Here is a 14,855-nt window from a genome sequence, read left to right as displayed (position 1 = left end):
TCTGTATGTAACTACTTATGTTGGATGTAAGATAATCTTTTTTGAGAAAGATAAAGTAGACAAATATGAAGAAACAGCCTTTACTAAATACCTACATAAACAATATGGATATGCAAGAAACCATACATGCAATAGAAAGTATGATTGAGTGTAAAAAGAAAAGTTATATTGTAGCACTCAATGTTGATGTGGTAATGAAAATTGAACATGATACTAGACTTAAACTAATAGTAGACGAGGCAGATATAGTGATTGTTGATGGACAGCCTCTTGTTTGGATAGCAAAATGGCATAAACAGCCAGTCAAAGTAAAAGTATCGGGTTCAGATCTTGTGCCAGAATTGTGTGAGCTAGCTGCTAAGAAAGGATATACCATTTTTATTATTGGAGGAAAAGAGGGTATCGCTGAGAAAGCAAAATCGAATTTGGAAAATAAGTATTCAGAAATTAAAATTGTAGGAACCTATGCTCCGCCATTTGGATTTGAAAATGATACAAGAGAACTAGAAAAAATTAATAAAGTGATTTCTAGAGTACATCCAGATTTACTTATAGCTTGTTTTGGTTGCCCTAAGCAAGAAAAGTGGATATATGATAATTATATGAGATATGATGCAACAGTATCGGTGTGTGCAGGAGCAACTGTGGATTTTCTTGCAGAAAATGTACGAAGATCACCGAAGTGGATGAGTGAGCATGGATTGGAATGGTTTTATAGGTTTTTAAAAGAGCCTAAGCGTATGTTTAAAAGATATTTTATTGATGACATTAAAATTATCAAACTAATTATTAAGTATAAGAAATAGAGGAATACAATGAATGTTTTAGTTACAGGTGCAGGCGGAATGGTTGGTTCACATTTGGTGGAATTTTTATATGAAAAGGGTGACAATGTACTTGGCATTTGGCACAAAAACAAAAAGAATATAGAGCAGATTAAAGTTCCTGTAAAATTTATTCAATGTGATTTGCGATATGGAGAAGGAATTGATGAGATTGTTATGGACAATCTTCCAGAACAGATATATCACCTTGCTGCTCAAAGCTATCCGACAGTTTCTTGGGTGAATCCCGCGGAGACAATTGACGTAAATATTAATGGGACAGTTTCAATCTTTGAGGCAATAAAGAAAGCAAGAAAGTACATAAAAACAGACTATAATCCTATTGTTATAGTAGCTTGTTCCAGTGCAGAGTATGGGCAAACATTAAATAAACTTGAAGGTGATAAAATATATGTTAAGGAGGAGGCCGAATTATTACCACTACACCCTTATGGTGTAAGTAAAGTCGGGCAGGATTTGATTTCGTATCAGTACTTTATGAATGATCATATTCGTTGTATACGTGCTAGAATTTTCAACTCAACGGGTACCAGAAAAGTAAATGATGTTACATCTGACTTTACGCGTCGGGCAGTAGAAGCAGAAAAAAAAGGAGTTTATGAGCTTAGAGTGGGCAATCTGGAAACCAGAAGAGCTATTATGGATCAAAGAGATCTTGTAAAGGCACTTAATCTCCTTGCTGAAAAAGGGAAATCTGGAGATGCATATAATATTTCTTCTAATTATATTTATCAAATGAGAGATATTGTTTCAATGATTGAAGAACAGATTGGGCATACTCTAAAGCTAAATGTTGATCAGTCGCTAATCAGACCTACAGATGAAAGAATCATAGTAGGTGATGTTTCAAAGCTTAAGAGGCATACAGGATGGAAACAGGATATTCCAATGAAACAGACGATTGCTGACATGCTACAGTATTGGAGAAACATGAAATGAATATTGCGTGGTTGACACCAGAGGTTCCTTTTCCGCCGATAGGTGGTAGAAATGGTGTATATAATAGAATAGTACAACTTTCTAAGAAAAATAATATTTTTCTTTTTTCAATAGCATATAATTCAGAAGAAAAAAATAATACAACAGAGATGGAAAGGTATTGCACAGAAGTACACTTCTATGATAGAAGTACGAATAAGGTTTTAACTCTTTTCAAGAGTCTTTTTATGCCGTATTCAGTAGCAAGTAGATACAGACAGGATATTGTAAATGAACTCAACCAATTGGTTGAAGAAAAAAAAATCGATATAGTTATTGTAGACTTTCCTAACATGGTCAAAAATGTTGTTGCAATAAAAAGGAGTAATCCTACCTTAGTGATAACAATTAATCAGCATAATGTCGAGTATATTCGTATGAGAGATATGAAGCATGTGAAAAGTATATCTGGCATTAAAAGACTAGCATATTATTTGGAATCTTTTAGATTAGAACGATATGAAAGAAAAATTTACAAGAGCAATATTTTTTCGGGAATCACCTTTTTTTCGGAAGAGGATTATAAGTTCTTCGAAAAAAAAATAAATACAGGAAATGCTATACTTAAAACAATTCCCTTGGGAGCAAATGATTATAATCAAGAAATATCTGGACTAAATAGCAAAACATTACTGTTCGTGGGGCGTCTGGATTATATAGCTATTCCAAATATAGAAGCAATTATATGGTTTGTAAAAAATGTATTTCCAAAAGTATTGCAGATTGTACCAGATGCAAAACTCATAATTGCGGGTTCAAATCCAGAAGAAAAAATACTTAATATGGCTAATAGTAACATTACAATAATACCTAATTTTTCAAGTATGAAAGAACTTTATGCTCTGGCAAATATAGTGATTCTTCCGCTATTATCTGGTGGTGGTGTAAAAGGGAAATTATTGGAAGCAGTAGCCTTTAGAAAGCATATTATTACAACTGACCATGGAGTAGAAGGGACTGCTTTCCAAAATCAGAAGCATCTATCTCTGTGTAATGATTCGGATACCTTTGCTGAAAAGTGCATAGATATTTTAATTAATCCAGAAAAATATAGGGAGCAAGAGTTTCAAGCATATCAATTGTTCAAAGAGAAGTATGATTGGAATTCTATTGGTAAGGACTATAATGACTTTATTAAAAAACTAATAAGTGGTGAATAATTATGACAAGTTTTCTATTGGTGACGATATGGTCCTTATTTGCATTATATGGTATCAAGAAGTTGAATTACATTAGTATTAATATTCTTGTCTTAATGTGTGTATTTCAAAATTTTATACTAATTATTGCATCATCTAATCTTAGTAAAGAAGGCTTTAATTTATTTATTATGGTAAAAGAAGCATATGTAGTGTTATTGATTGCAAATGGTTTAATAAAGTATGGGCAAATTAGTAAATTTCAATTTGGATGTATTATTTGTACCATTATGATTGTGGTTTATGGCTTTATCCATGGAAGTAGTAGTATGACTGGCCTGCTTGCATCAATTAGACAACTCTATTTGCCTTTTATTTTCTTTGTCTTAGGTTCTGTTTGCCTTAAAGATTCAGCACAGATAAGAAAAGTATTATTGTTTTTTGTAAAGCTAATGGTTGTATCTGCTGTTTTTGGATGGATTGAGATGGCCATTGGTACAAATTTTTGGTTAAAATTAGGATATAAATCTTTTGCAACACTAAAAGGTACTGAAACCGGTCTTTCGCCTGAGGGAGTGCATGGCGCATTTTATTCATGGGATTTAGGAGTACGTCTTAGAAGAATGGCATCTTTTTTAGCAGAGCCAGTTATCTTAGGACAATTGTTTGCATTTGCTTTAATTGTATCCATATTTATAAAAGGAATTTTCAAAAACAAACTGCTGAAGGCAATTACAGTTGTTATATTATCTTTAGCACTTTTAAGTACATTGGCTAAAGGTGGAATAATTATAGCTTTATTTGCATTTACATTTGCACTAGGTGAGATTTGGCATCAGAGAGAACTGTCATTTTGGACTAGATGTGCGTTTGTATTAATTTTAATAGGTGGAATTGGATATGTTATTTGTAGCGGCACAAATGGGGTGATGCATATCGCTGGATTAATAGATAATCTTAGGTGTTTATTTGTTTATCCATTTGGTCGAGGTGTTGGAACTGTGGGAAACCTAGGATACAATTATGGAGGCCGTACAGAGTTATTGGCAAGTGGAGAAAGCTTTATTGGAGCGGCTATTGGTCAGATGGGGGTTTTTGCCATTGTATTATATACTTATTTTTATAATAAGTTATTTATATCCTTGTCTAAAGCATCGCAAGGAAAGTTCTATAATGTAAGTCGGGTAAGCTTATGGCTGAATGTAGGTCTTTTAATTACCTCACTTGTAAACAATACGGCGATTAGCTTCACATCATGTTTTATATTTTATATTGTTGCAGGAAGCGTTTACAGTGCCCATAAATATGATAAGGAATTAACTTTGAATAATAAATTAAAGGACGTTATTTATGAAAAAAAACATTGGAATAATAACATTTCATAGAGTATACAATTACGGTGCTGTAATTCAAGCATATTCTCTTCAAAACATCATAGAGTCCTATGGATATAAAACTAAAATAATTGATTTTTCAAAAAAGAAACAGCTTGACTATACTGATATTTTTAGTACTAAAAATGGAATTAAGAGATTTGTTAAGACAATACTATTCTTGCCAATACTTAAAGGACGAATAAGAAGAAAAAAACGATTTAATGATTTTATTAATAACGATTTGAACCTTTCAAATGAGAAATACAATGAAGAAAAATATTTAACTAAGATAAGGAATGATTATGATTTTTTTGTATGTGGAAGCGATCAAATTTGGAATCCACTGAAAACTTCTGATTTTAGCTTAGCATATATGCTTAACTTTACTAAAAAGGAAAAAATTGCTTACGCACCTAGTATTGGATTGGCATCTAAAGATGATTTATCACCATATAAGGATTTACTACTAAGCTTTAAGGCTATTTCATGTAGAGAAAAAGGCGGCTCAAAAGTGTTATCTAAGATTACGAAAAAGGATGTGGCCGTTGTTTTGGATCCAACCTTATTAATAGAAAAAGAAGTATTTCTTCAATTTACTGAAGAAATGAATTGTGATCCATATCTTTTTTATTATTCTTTAGATGGTTATGGGAATTCCTCTAGAAATATGGATATAATAAGCCGGTTGGCAAATAAATTTAATCTGCAAATCAAAATGATAACACCGGAATGGCCATACCACAATAATATTGGAGAGAATATAATTGATGCAGGACCTAAAGAGTATCTCACACTTATTAGAAATGCTGCCTTGGTATGTACTAATTCATTTCATGGAACTGCATTATCACTTAAGTTGGAAAGGCCAATTTTTGTACTGGAAGATGTTAACATAAAAGATGAAAGAAAGCGTAGTATATTAAATCAACTTGGATTACAAAACCGGATTTTATCTACATTAAAACAGGTTGATAATCTGGAAGAATATACATTAGATTATGTGCCAGTGCTAAGTAAGATGAACGATTTAAAAAATGAATCCGTATTATTTCTTAAAAATGCGTTAAGGGATGATTAATTATAATGATAGAGAACAAAAAGTGCCCCGTCTTTGAATATATGCCTGTTCAGAAATGCTCAGGATGTGAGGCTTGTGTAAATGTATGCCCAGTTTCAGCACTATCATTAAAAGACGATTCTATAGGCTTTTTATATCCAATAATACAAGCAGACAAATGTATTGGTTGTAACAAATGCTTAAAGATATGTCCGATGTTAAATATTGTTCCATCAATAAATAGTGAAGAAACTTATTATGGTGTTAGTCATGTTAATAACGATATCTTATTGCAAAGTGCGTCTGGAGGAGTATTTTCATTTTTGGTAGATTGTTTTAAGAAGATGTATCCGGATGGAAATATAGTAGGGGCTGTTTATACAGATGATTTCAAGAAAATAGAGCATTGTTTAAGCAAGGATTATAAAGATATTTATAAAATGAAAAGTTCTAAATATTTTCAAAGCAATAAGAAAAGAATATATATTCAGGTGAAGGAACGACTTCAAAATGATGAAGCAGTCTTATTTACAGGAGCGCCATGTGAGGTAGCCGCACTTTATTATTATCTAGATCGAAAAGATTATGAAAAGCTTTGGACTATGGATTTTATTTGTAAAGGTTCATCAAGTCCGCGTATTCTTCAAGAATACGTTGAATATTTAGAAAAAAAATTCAAGTCTAAAACTGTATATTTAAATATGCGATATAAATGGCGGGAACTTGATAATTGGATTCCACAGTTTTTAATGGTTAGATTTGAAAGTGGGAAAAAATTATTTAAAGAATTCTATAATACAGAATTAGGTATTGGGTTTCAGATTCTTCAACGTGATAGTTGCCACAGCTGTCCATTTAGAGAGTGGAGACACTATTCTGACTTCACAGTAGGCGATTTACATGGAGCAGATAAGAATAGCACGATTTATAATCATTTAGGAATATCTACTCTGATTATAAATAATGAAAAAGGACGCATACTTTGGAATGGATTCGATAAAAGAAATCTAAAAATAGAAGAACTTGACAAAAAATTAATTTATTCTAAAAATAGAAGCTCAATTGATGCTAGATATGAAAAATTGAAAAAACGAATTGAACTTTTGAACAGTATAAAAGCTATTAGACGTAGTGTGGGAATCAAGACGAAGATTAAGATGATTATGCCAGTAATGTTACTGAGAAAAATCACAACATGGAGAAGAGAACATAGCCGATGAAAGTATTGTTGATTGGTGGAACAGGTGTCATTAGCACCGACGTCTGTAAGGCGGCAATAGAAAAAGAATATGATACTTATATTGTTAATAGAGGCAATAGGAAAAATAGTATAAATGAGAAGGCAACACTTATTGTAGCAGATGTTAAGAACGAATCAGAAAGGTATATTAAAGAGAAGGTTGGAAATACTAAATATGATGTTGTGGTTGATTTCCTTTCTTACAATACTAATCAATTGAGTAAAATGCTGAATTGTGTAAAGTGTAATCAGTATATTTTTATATCAACGGCAACGATATATGATAATCATAATAATGGAAAGCCTTATACCGAAATTGACTCTAAAGGGAATAAAGGTTGGAAATATTGCGCAGATAAGTATGAGTGTGAGCTTCTACTAAAAAAGATTGCGGCAGAAAAGTGTATTAATTATACAATCATCAGACCTTATGTTACTTTTAATATGACCAGGTTTCCGTATCAAATAGCACCAGTCGAATACTATACAATTGTTGATAGAATATTTAGAGAGAAACCTATAGCGATTTGTCCTAATGAGTATACGACGGTTACTGACTCAAGAGATTTGGCAAAAGGTATTGTAGGATTATTTGGTAATAAAGATGCATTCAATGAAGATTTTCATATTACTTCGGATAAAACAACAACTTGGAAACATATTGCAGAACTTTTAGCTAATAAAAGTGGAGTAAAATGTCATTTTGTTGAAGTCTCTCGTGACTCCATAGAAAAGATGACAAACACAGTTATAGATATACCCGAGATTATTCTGGATAAATCCCGGAATATGAAATTTGACAATTCAAAGATTAAAAGGGCAGTTACTGGATATAATGCTGAATTGTCAATTGATGATTCAATAGGGGAAATTTATGATTATTTTAAATCAACTAACCATCGCATTAATTATCTGTGGGCGGGATGTCTAGATCGAATATTATATCAATATGGAGTTAATTGTGATGGCAATTACAAATTTGAGAATACTAAGGATAAATTAAAATATAAAATAGGATATTCGGCACTATTATGTTGGCTGTACATGACTATCAAAAGAATTAGGCAGAAATTAAGAAGGTAAAATAATGGTGAACCTAAAAAAAAATTTTGCATATCAAATTGCGTATCAAATTTTGACAATTATTTTTCCCTTAATAACATCTCCATATTTATCCAGAGTTCTTGGCCCTGAAGGGTTGGGGGAATACTCTTATACATATTCAATTGCCTATTATTTTTCGCTATTTATTCTTTTAGGAGTAAATAATTATGGAACACGAGAAATCGCTAAAGTCAAAGATAATAAGAGTGAAAGAACAGTAGTTTTTTGGTCAATTTACTATGTGCAATTTATTGCTGGAATTATTATAGTTACTCTATATATTTTAACTCAGATGATTTTTAGACAAGATAGTGCATTAGCTTCCATACAGTTGCTATATGTTTTGTCTGCAGTTCTAGATATTAATTGGCTGTTTTTTGGACTTGAAAGATTTAAAGTAACAGTTACCAGAAATTGTATTGTCAAAATCATTACAGTATTATCAATCTTTATATTCGTCCATGATAATGGTGACACAACGGCATACGCAGTTATTATGGCTCTGGGATTTCTGCTTAGTCAACTAGTACTTTGGCCTTTTGCAAAAAGTGTGATAGTTTTTAAAAAGATTGAACGAGCTACTATTGTGGCAAATATTAAGCCCTTACTAGTTCTATTTGTCCCAGTAATTGCAGTTAGCCTTTTCAAGTATATGGATAAAATAATGTTAGGTGCAATGTACAGTAAAAGTGAACTTGGACTTTATGATAATACCGAAAAAATAATGTCCATACCTACTAGTGTAATCACAGCTGTTGGTACAGTAATGCTTCCAAGAATTTCTTATTTACTTGATAAGACAGATTCTGAAAGCAAAATCATGAAATATATAAAATTATCAATGTCAGGTTCGCTTATGGTTGCAAGTGCTCTGTCTTTTGGAATGGCAGCTATAGCAGATAATTTTTCGATTTGGTTTTGGGGTGAAGAATTTGCAAGCTGTGGTAATCTAATAAAGGCTATCTCTATTACAGTGATTTTTCTTTCATGGGCAAATGTAATTAGAACGCAATACTTAATTCCATATGGCAAAAATTCAATTTTTGTAAAAGCTACAATATATGGTGCAACAATAAATATTATAATTAATATTTTGCTAATAAAAAAGTATGGTGCTATGGGAACTGTGATTGGAACAGTAGTTGCAGAATTTGTGGTGGCATTTTATCAAACTATAAAGTGTAGAAAAGATTTACCAGTTTGGAACTATTTTATTCAGTGTATTCCATATATTTCTGCTGGAATAGTGATGTACATAACAATAACATGCGTATCACTTTTTAATCTGGCAAGTTTACCAATGCTTATATTGCAGATGGTTTGTGGCGGACTTGTTTATATATGTTTAATTCTAATATATATTGTAGGTTTTAAAAAGATTACTGTGAAAGAAATTATTAAGTTTGTAAAGGGGTGATAGAAATGCACAAGCGTTTAATGATATTGTGTTCTATAGCTATTAATTGGTTATTGATGGCGATATATTGCCGAATAGAAAGAAAAATTGACAATAAGAAGTTTGTACGGGATGAAACAAATAAATTAAAAACAGACAATTCCAAGATACAAAATAAAATATTTTTTAAATCTATTTATAATTGGATAAATGCCTATATTTATGGCTGGGTTAGATATAATACCTTATTAACTGGATATATCCCAAGCTATAGAATCCGAAAATTATTTTATAAGTATATTTTTGCAATGAGAATTAGTAAGAAAACAGTGATTTTTGGAGGTTGTGAATTTAGATCACCTTGGAATATCACTATAGGGAACAGTACGGTATCCGCAAATTGTATTTTGGATGGAAGAGGAAGGATAATAATTGAGAATGATGTTGTTCTTGGATCCGGAGTACATATATGGACAGAAGAGCATAATGTTAATGATTCATATTTTAGGGTTTTAAAAGAAAACCTACAGGCGGTTTTGATTAAAAGACATGCTTGGATTTGCTCAGATGCAACAATTCTACCAGGCGTAATAGTAAATGAAGGAGCTGTGCTTGCTTCTAGAGGGTGTGCTGTGAGAGATTGTGATGCTTTCAAAATTTATGGTGGTGTACCAGCAAAATTTATCAGTGAAAGAAATACAGATTTACAATACGAACTAACTGGTAAAGTGTCATGGCACTTTATGTAAGTTATAAATTATAAAAGAGGATAAGATATGGTATATGAGCGAGTAATAATTGGTGCGGGATTATATGGATTATATTCAGCGTGGATTTGCGGAAGAAAAGGATTAAAAACTTTAGTTATAGAAAAAGAAAATGCTCCCTTTAAGCGAGCTACGTATATTAATCAAGCAAGAGTTCATATGGGATATCATTACCCAAGGTCTTTAACAACGGCAAAAAAATCTGCAGATTATTTTCATAGATTTTGCGATGATTTTAACTTTTGTATTTTGAGAAAATTCGACCAAATATATGCGACTTCAACAAATTTTTCTTGGACATCTGCCAATCAATTTGAAAAGTTCTGTAGTGATGCTAATATATTCTGTGAAAAACAAAGTACATCAACTTTTTTTAAAGATGGAGTATGTGATGGAGCTTTTCTTACGGAAGAATATACTTATGATGCAATGCTTTTGCGTGATTTTTTTATTGAAGAGATTAAGAAACTTACAACAGTTGAGATTACGTATGAATCGATAATAACTGATATAAAACAACAAAGAGATTATTATCAAATTGAACTTAATGGTGAGAAGCAGATTGAATCAGATTTTATTTTGAATGTTACATATGCATCAGTTAATCAAATATTATCAATGCTTAGTTATGAAAACTTTGGAATTAAGTACGAATTATGTGAGATTATTTTGTGTAGTGTAAATGAAAAATTAAAGAATATTGGATTAACAGTTATGGATGGCCCCTTTTTTTCTATTATGCCTTTTGGAAAAACAGGTTTGCACTCTCTTACGTCTGTTTCGTTTACACCTCATGTTACTAGTTATTCAGCTGTTCCTATATTTGATTGTCAACTGGAGAGCAACATCAGCTATTGCAATTTAGGCGTTCTTGGAAACTGCAATGAATGTGGTAATAAACCGGTATCAGCTTGGGCTTACATGTCAAAGCTAGCTAACAAATACATAAAAGATGATTATAAATTTCAATATAACAAATCATTGTTTTCTATGAAACCAGTATTGAAGTCATCAGAAGTAGATGATTCTAGACCAACCGTGATTAAAGTATCAAATGAATCTCCTAAATTTGTAAGTGTTTTATCGGGAAAAGTAAATACAGTATATGATTTAGATCAAATTTTACTGTAAGGAAGGAACAAAGATGGTAAAAGAATATAAGTTTGTTTCTGCAGTTATCTATATACATAATCAGCAGAAAAATATACAGACATATCTTGGACTCGTACATAGTTTCTTACGAGAACATTTTATAAAATATGAGGTGATTTGCGTAGATGATGCATCATCAGATGAAAGTGTAAAGAGAATACACGAGCTTGTAGAAAAGGAAAAGCTAGATAATGTTTCTTTAATTTCAATGAGTGTTTTTCATGGTAGAGAACTTGGAATGGAGTCCGGGGTAGATTTAAGTATAGGGGATTATGTGTATGAATTTGAATGGATTGATATGTTTGACCCGGAAACATATGCTGATAAGCTATGGAGGGCTTATGAAGAAGCGATATCTGGATATGATATTGTAACCTATTCTTCAAGCAGATATAAAGGATTGGGAAGTGTTTTGTTTTATAAATTATATAATCGCTCTAATAGGAGCTATATGGAACTTACACCAGAACGGTTTAGAATCGTTACAAGACGAGCAATTAATCGTGTTTCACGTATGAATAAAGCTATCGTATATAGAAAGGCTTTATATGCGAATTCTGGTTTAAAGGTAAAAGATATAGGTGATAAGAAACCTGAAAAATCATTTAAAAACAAGAATGTTATAAGGAATAAGAGCAAGATGGGAGTTAATGTTTTACTAGCTTATACGGGTCTGATTCCTAAAATTGCTTTTGTAATAGAATGTGTATTACTTGTATTATTTTGCTGCTCATTCTTCTATTTGGGCTTCAGCCAACAGCCTATGACAAACAAGTTACATTTATTTGTAATATCTTTAGCTGCGGCGCTGTTAGGCGCAATTGGTTTAATTATAGTAAAATATTGTGAGCTCCTTTTAGAGTTAGTACTGAAGAAAGAAAAGTATTTGTTTAGTTCTGTTGAGAAGCTAGTCAATAGTAAGGAGAATAAATAAAAGTGGGTCGTGTAAAACTATCAATTTTATCGCCATGCTATAATGGAGAAAAATTTATTGGAAGATACTTAGAAAATATATTAGAACAATCATTTCAAAATTATGAATTGATAATCGTCAATGACGGGTCAACAGATAAAAGTGATGAAATTATAAAAAAGTACAAAAAAATTTTTGAAGAAAAAAAAATTACATTTAAATATTTATCTAAGCTCCAAAATGAAGGACATGCTAGGGCTATAAATGATGGTCTAAAAATGGTAGATGGGCAATATTTGATGTGGCCAGATATTGATGACTATATGCATATTAATCATTTAGAAAAACATGTCGAATTCATGGATAGGCATACAGATATTGATTTGGCTATTGGAAAAACAGCAGTATATAATGTTAATGACTTAAGTAAACCTTTATATTATGCTTGGAAAAAATTTCCGAAAACAAAAAAAAAATTAATAAATAAATTTATCCTCTCTGAAAATAAAAATATTGGTTTTATGTCCGGAAATTTTATAATTAAAACTGATTTTCTTTGGACAATCTATACGGATAGAAATATTTATTCCGATATTCATGTTGGTCCGACTATTCAGCTGGTTTTTCCAGAAATTTATCTTGGAAAAACAGGATATATAGAAGAGTGTACTTTTGCTTATTACATACATGGTTCTAATCAACATTTAATTAATGAACATAGAGATTTTAGTAGTATACAGGTAGTATATGAAAATGTTGTAAAACAATTAAATATTGAAAGCAAAGAAGCTAAACGTATTATGACGATGGCTCGAAATGTGACAAGTAGACTGCATTTAAGTTATGCAATAAAGCATGATAAAACCCAAATAGGGATAGATGCTTGGGAACATCTAAAGAAAGATAGAGGAGTACGAACTAAAGAACTTATTAAGTATCTAATACTTAAAAACCATATTTTAAGAAAAATATACGTAAAATACTATAATGAGGATAAGAGATGATTTTAGTAGGCTCTACTGGCTTTGTGGGAAGTAATCTAATAGAATATGGTGCTTTCGATAAAAAATATCATAGCACAGATGTAAATGAAGCATACGGTAGTAAACCGGATGTTTTAGTGTACGCCGGAGTAACAGGAACTAAGTTTTGGGCTAATATGTTTCCCGAAAAAGATGCTGACATAATATGTCAGGCAAAGACTAATATTGAAAAAATTTGTCCAAAAAAAATTATACTTATTTCAAGTATAGATGTAAATTCGTCTTTGGACTCTGATGAACAAAAAGAATCCGACAAAAGTTTTTTTTGTTCATATGGAAATAACAGATTGGAACTTGAAAAATGGATAAGCAGCAATTATGAAGACTATCATATTATTAGGCTTCCAGCCATTTATGGCAAAAATATTAAAAAGAATTATATACATGATTTGATATCACCTATTCCACCAATTCTAACTTTAGACAAGTATAACGACATACTTAAAGTGATTTCGGAAATTACTGATGCATATAGTTTACACGCTGATGGATTGTATCATTATAATGAAAGTTATAGCGGTAAGAAAAGTTTAGAAGAAAAATTTATTAAAAATCCATTTAATGCAATTTCTTTTACTAATCCTCGTAGCAGCTTCCAGTATTATAATTTAGCATGGTTATGGAATGATATAAATAGGATTATGGAGCAAAAAATAAAAAAAATAAATTTAGTTACTGAGCCAATATTTTCAAATGAATTATTTGAACTAGTATATCACTGTGAGTATTGGTATGAAAGTTCTGCACCTTTAGTTAATTATAATTTAAAAACCGCATTTGCAGAAGCTTTAGGCGGACATAATGGGTATATATACAAAAAAGAGTATGTGTTAAAAGATTTAATAAATTACATAAAAAAGTATAAGATGAGATAGTGCAGTTTTTAAATGATAGATTAAAATCCTGTAGCACAGAACAGAAAGCTATATTTTTTTGTGTTCCAGGCCTTGCCCTTTGCTTGTATTATAATGCTGATTCCGGGGATGTCAAGCAGCGCCACTTAAACGGCCCTGCCTCCATCCAGAACAGTTTATAATCAAAGATAACCGTTCTTCAAAAGTAAGCGTCAAATCTCTCGCCTAGATATTTTTTAAATTCTGTGGCAAACTTGAAAAAACTACTAGTTTTTTCAAGGAGGGTGTAAAGTTGGATACTTGTACTCATAAGGTTCGCCTCAATCAATGTAAACTGATTATCGAGCAGTGTCAAAGCCGTCCCGATGGGCAGACAGCCAGGCAGTGGCTGGCAGAAAACGGGGTTCTGGAAAAAACTTATTACTACTGGCTCAGGAGAGTCCGTAAAGAAGTCTACAGCCAACTGAGTGATGGAAGTACTTCTCTTCCTGCAATGCAGGGATAAGGAACAGTTATCTTTGCTGAAGTCCCCATGATACCGCAACAGAATCCGGAAATTCCTTTTTCTTTCCAGCCCGCAGTCGTGATTAAAACTTCCCATGCAACTGTGGCAGTGTCTAACGAAGTTTCCGATAGGCTGCTTACCAGACTTCTGCAGGAGGTGTCCGATGCTTGAGGACGCCGGTGGAATCCGGCGCGTGATACTCGCATGTGGTTTTGTTGACCTGCGCAAAGGAATTGATGGACTGGCTCAGGTCATCGGTTCACAGTACAACCTGAATCCATTTGAAAAAGGAACCCTTTTTCTGTTCTATGGAAGGCGTTCAGACCGTATGAAGGTAAGCGCCTAAATTTCGAGTGTATGAAAATTTTTCTGTAAATAGGTATTAGCCAAAGGTCTTCTATGATAAAATAAAAAATCATAGGAGGCCTTTTGTAAACGTCAAACCATCCGCCCCAGCTTAAACTAACGCCGCTTTTCAGCGGCGTG

At 32.1% G+C, this 14,855-nt stretch carries 15 protein-coding genes; 14 read left to right on the top strand and 1 reads right to left on the bottom strand.

Features of this window, described 5'->3' with window-relative positions:
• Positions 1-65: 65 nt before the first annotated feature.
• The 13 genes from FGS84_RS18030 to FGS84_RS17970 are packed head-to-tail and all read left to right on the top strand — an operon-like array spanning position 66 to position 13,885.
• On the top strand, positions 66-806 hold the full coding sequence (locus FGS84_RS18030; protein WP_138309836.1) for a WecB/TagA/CpsF family glycosyltransferase: 741 nt from the start codon (positions 66-68) through the stop codon (positions 804-806).
• 9 nt (positions 807-815) lie between these two features.
• Positions 816-1,784 (top strand): GDP-mannose 4,6-dehydratase, encoded by a 969-nt coding sequence (locus FGS84_RS18025; RefSeq protein WP_138309835.1) that lies wholly within the window; start codon positions 816-818, stop codon positions 1,782-1,784.
• Entirely contained in the window at positions 1,781-2,983 is a 1,203-nt protein-coding gene (locus tag FGS84_RS18020; RefSeq protein WP_138309834.1) for a glycosyltransferase family 4 protein, read from the top strand. The genes FGS84_RS18025 and FGS84_RS18020 overlap by 4 nt, the downstream gene beginning before the upstream one ends.
• A 2-nt stretch (positions 2,984-2,985) precedes the next feature.
• Positions 2,986-4,347, top strand: coding sequence for a hypothetical protein (locus FGS84_RS18015; protein WP_138309833.1), 1,362 nt, complete (start codon positions 2,986-2,988; stop codon positions 4,345-4,347).
• Positions 4,313-5,416, top strand: coding sequence for a polysaccharide pyruvyl transferase family protein (locus FGS84_RS18010; RefSeq protein ID WP_138309832.1), 1,104 nt, complete (start codon positions 4,313-4,315; stop codon positions 5,414-5,416). Before FGS84_RS18015 ends, FGS84_RS18010 begins: the two co-directional genes overlap by 35 nt.
• A gap of 5 nt (positions 5,417-5,421) precedes the next feature.
• On the top strand, positions 5,422-6,615 hold the full coding sequence (locus tag FGS84_RS18005) for a Coenzyme F420 hydrogenase/dehydrogenase, beta subunit C-terminal domain (protein ID WP_138309831.1): 1,194 nt from the start codon (positions 5,422-5,424) through the stop codon (positions 6,613-6,615).
• A complete protein-coding gene (locus tag FGS84_RS18000; RefSeq protein ID WP_138309830.1) occupies positions 6,612-7,718 on the top strand; it encodes an NAD-dependent epimerase/dehydratase family protein in 1,107 nt (368 codons plus the stop codon). The genes FGS84_RS18005 and FGS84_RS18000 overlap by 4 nt, the downstream gene beginning before the upstream one ends.
• Before the next feature lie 4 nt (positions 7,719-7,722).
• Positions 7,723-9,156 (top strand): oligosaccharide flippase family protein, encoded by a 1,434-nt coding sequence (locus FGS84_RS17995; RefSeq protein ID WP_138309829.1) that lies wholly within the window; start codon positions 7,723-7,725, stop codon positions 9,154-9,156.
• A gap of 5 nt (positions 9,157-9,161) precedes the next feature.
• Positions 9,162-9,884 (top strand): acyltransferase, encoded by a 723-nt coding sequence (locus FGS84_RS17990; protein WP_138309828.1) that lies wholly within the window; start codon positions 9,162-9,164, stop codon positions 9,882-9,884.
• Positions 9,885-9,911: 27 nt separating this feature from the next.
• Complete coding sequence (locus tag FGS84_RS17985) at positions 9,912-11,033, top strand: FAD-dependent oxidoreductase (RefSeq protein WP_138309827.1); 1,122 nt, start codon at positions 9,912-9,914, stop codon at positions 11,031-11,033.
• Positions 11,034-11,046: 13 nt separating this feature from the next.
• Positions 11,047-11,988 carry a glycosyltransferase gene (locus FGS84_RS17980; RefSeq protein ID WP_138309826.1) on the top strand — a complete coding sequence of 314 codons (942 nt, stop codon included), beginning with the start codon at positions 11,047-11,049 and terminating at the stop codon, positions 11,986-11,988.
• 2 nt (positions 11,989-11,990) lie between these two features.
• Positions 11,991-12,971 carry a glycosyltransferase family 2 protein gene (locus FGS84_RS17975; RefSeq protein ID WP_171042664.1) on the top strand — a complete coding sequence of 327 codons (981 nt, stop codon included), beginning with the start codon at positions 11,991-11,993 and terminating at the stop codon, positions 12,969-12,971.
• Positions 12,968-13,885: an NAD(P)-dependent oxidoreductase gene (locus tag FGS84_RS17970; RefSeq protein WP_138309824.1), complete on the top strand. Its 918-nt coding sequence runs from the start codon at positions 12,968-12,970 to the stop codon at positions 13,883-13,885. The genes FGS84_RS17975 and FGS84_RS17970 overlap by 4 nt, the downstream gene beginning before the upstream one ends.
• A gap of 178 nt (positions 13,886-14,063) precedes the next feature.
• Here the strand turns inward: FGS84_RS17970 and FGS84_RS31230 are convergent, their stop codons facing one another.
• Positions 14,064-14,465, bottom strand: coding sequence for a hypothetical protein (locus tag FGS84_RS31230; protein ID WP_207671130.1), 402 nt, complete (start codon positions 14,463-14,465; stop codon positions 14,064-14,066).
• 67 nt (positions 14,466-14,532) lie between these two features.
• Here FGS84_RS31230 and tnpB point away from each other — a divergent pair, with 67 nt between their 5' ends.
• Positions 14,533-14,715: an IS66 family insertion sequence element accessory protein TnpB gene (gene tnpB, locus FGS84_RS17960; RefSeq protein WP_171042663.1), complete on the top strand. Its 183-nt coding sequence runs from the start codon at positions 14,533-14,535 to the stop codon at positions 14,713-14,715.
• Positions 14,716-14,855: the final 140 nt, after the last annotated feature.

The organism is Clostridium sp. 1001271st1 H5 (genome assembly GCF_005845215.1).
Lineage (GTDB): Bacteria > Bacillota > Clostridia > Lachnospirales > Lachnospiraceae > Enterocloster.
This window is presented reverse-complemented; position numbering and strand designations above follow the sequence as displayed.

Coding starts and splice junctions, on each gene's coding strand:
- FGS84_RS18020 (WP_138309834.1), top strand. CDS start 1,781: ATGAATATTGCGTGGTTGACACCAGAGGTTCCTTTTCCGCCGATAGGT.
- tnpB (WP_171042663.1), top strand. CDS start 14,533: ATGCTTGAGGACGCCGGTGGAATCCGGCGCGTGATACTCGCATGTGGT.
- FGS84_RS18015 (WP_138309833.1), top strand. CDS start 2,986: ATGACAAGTTTTCTATTGGTGACGATATGGTCCTTATTTGCATTATAT.
- FGS84_RS17970 (WP_138309824.1), top strand. CDS start 12,968: ATGATTTTAGTAGGCTCTACTGGCTTTGTGGGAAGTAATCTAATAGAA.
- FGS84_RS18025 (WP_138309835.1), top strand. CDS start 816: ATGAATGTTTTAGTTACAGGTGCAGGCGGAATGGTTGGTTCACATTTG.
- FGS84_RS18000 (WP_138309830.1), top strand. CDS start 6,612: ATGAAAGTATTGTTGATTGGTGGAACAGGTGTCATTAGCACCGACGTC.
- FGS84_RS18030 (WP_138309836.1), top strand. CDS start 66: ATGAAGAAACAGCCTTTACTAAATACCTACATAAACAATATGGATATG.
- FGS84_RS18005 (WP_138309831.1), top strand. CDS start 5,422: ATGATAGAGAACAAAAAGTGCCCCGTCTTTGAATATATGCCTGTTCAG.
- FGS84_RS17990 (WP_138309828.1), top strand. CDS start 9,162: ATGCACAAGCGTTTAATGATATTGTGTTCTATAGCTATTAATTGGTTA.
- FGS84_RS17980 (WP_138309826.1), top strand. CDS start 11,047: ATGGTAAAAGAATATAAGTTTGTTTCTGCAGTTATCTATATACATAAT.
- FGS84_RS31230 (WP_207671130.1), bottom strand. CDS start 14,465: ATGGGAAGTTTTAATCACGACTGCGGGCTGGAAAGAAAAAGGAATTTC.
- FGS84_RS17995 (WP_138309829.1), top strand. CDS start 7,723: ATGGTGAACCTAAAAAAAAATTTTGCATATCAAATTGCGTATCAAATT.
- FGS84_RS18010 (WP_138309832.1), top strand. CDS start 4,313: ATGAAAAAAAACATTGGAATAATAACATTTCATAGAGTATACAATTAC.
- FGS84_RS17985 (WP_138309827.1), top strand. CDS start 9,912: ATGGTATATGAGCGAGTAATAATTGGTGCGGGATTATATGGATTATAT.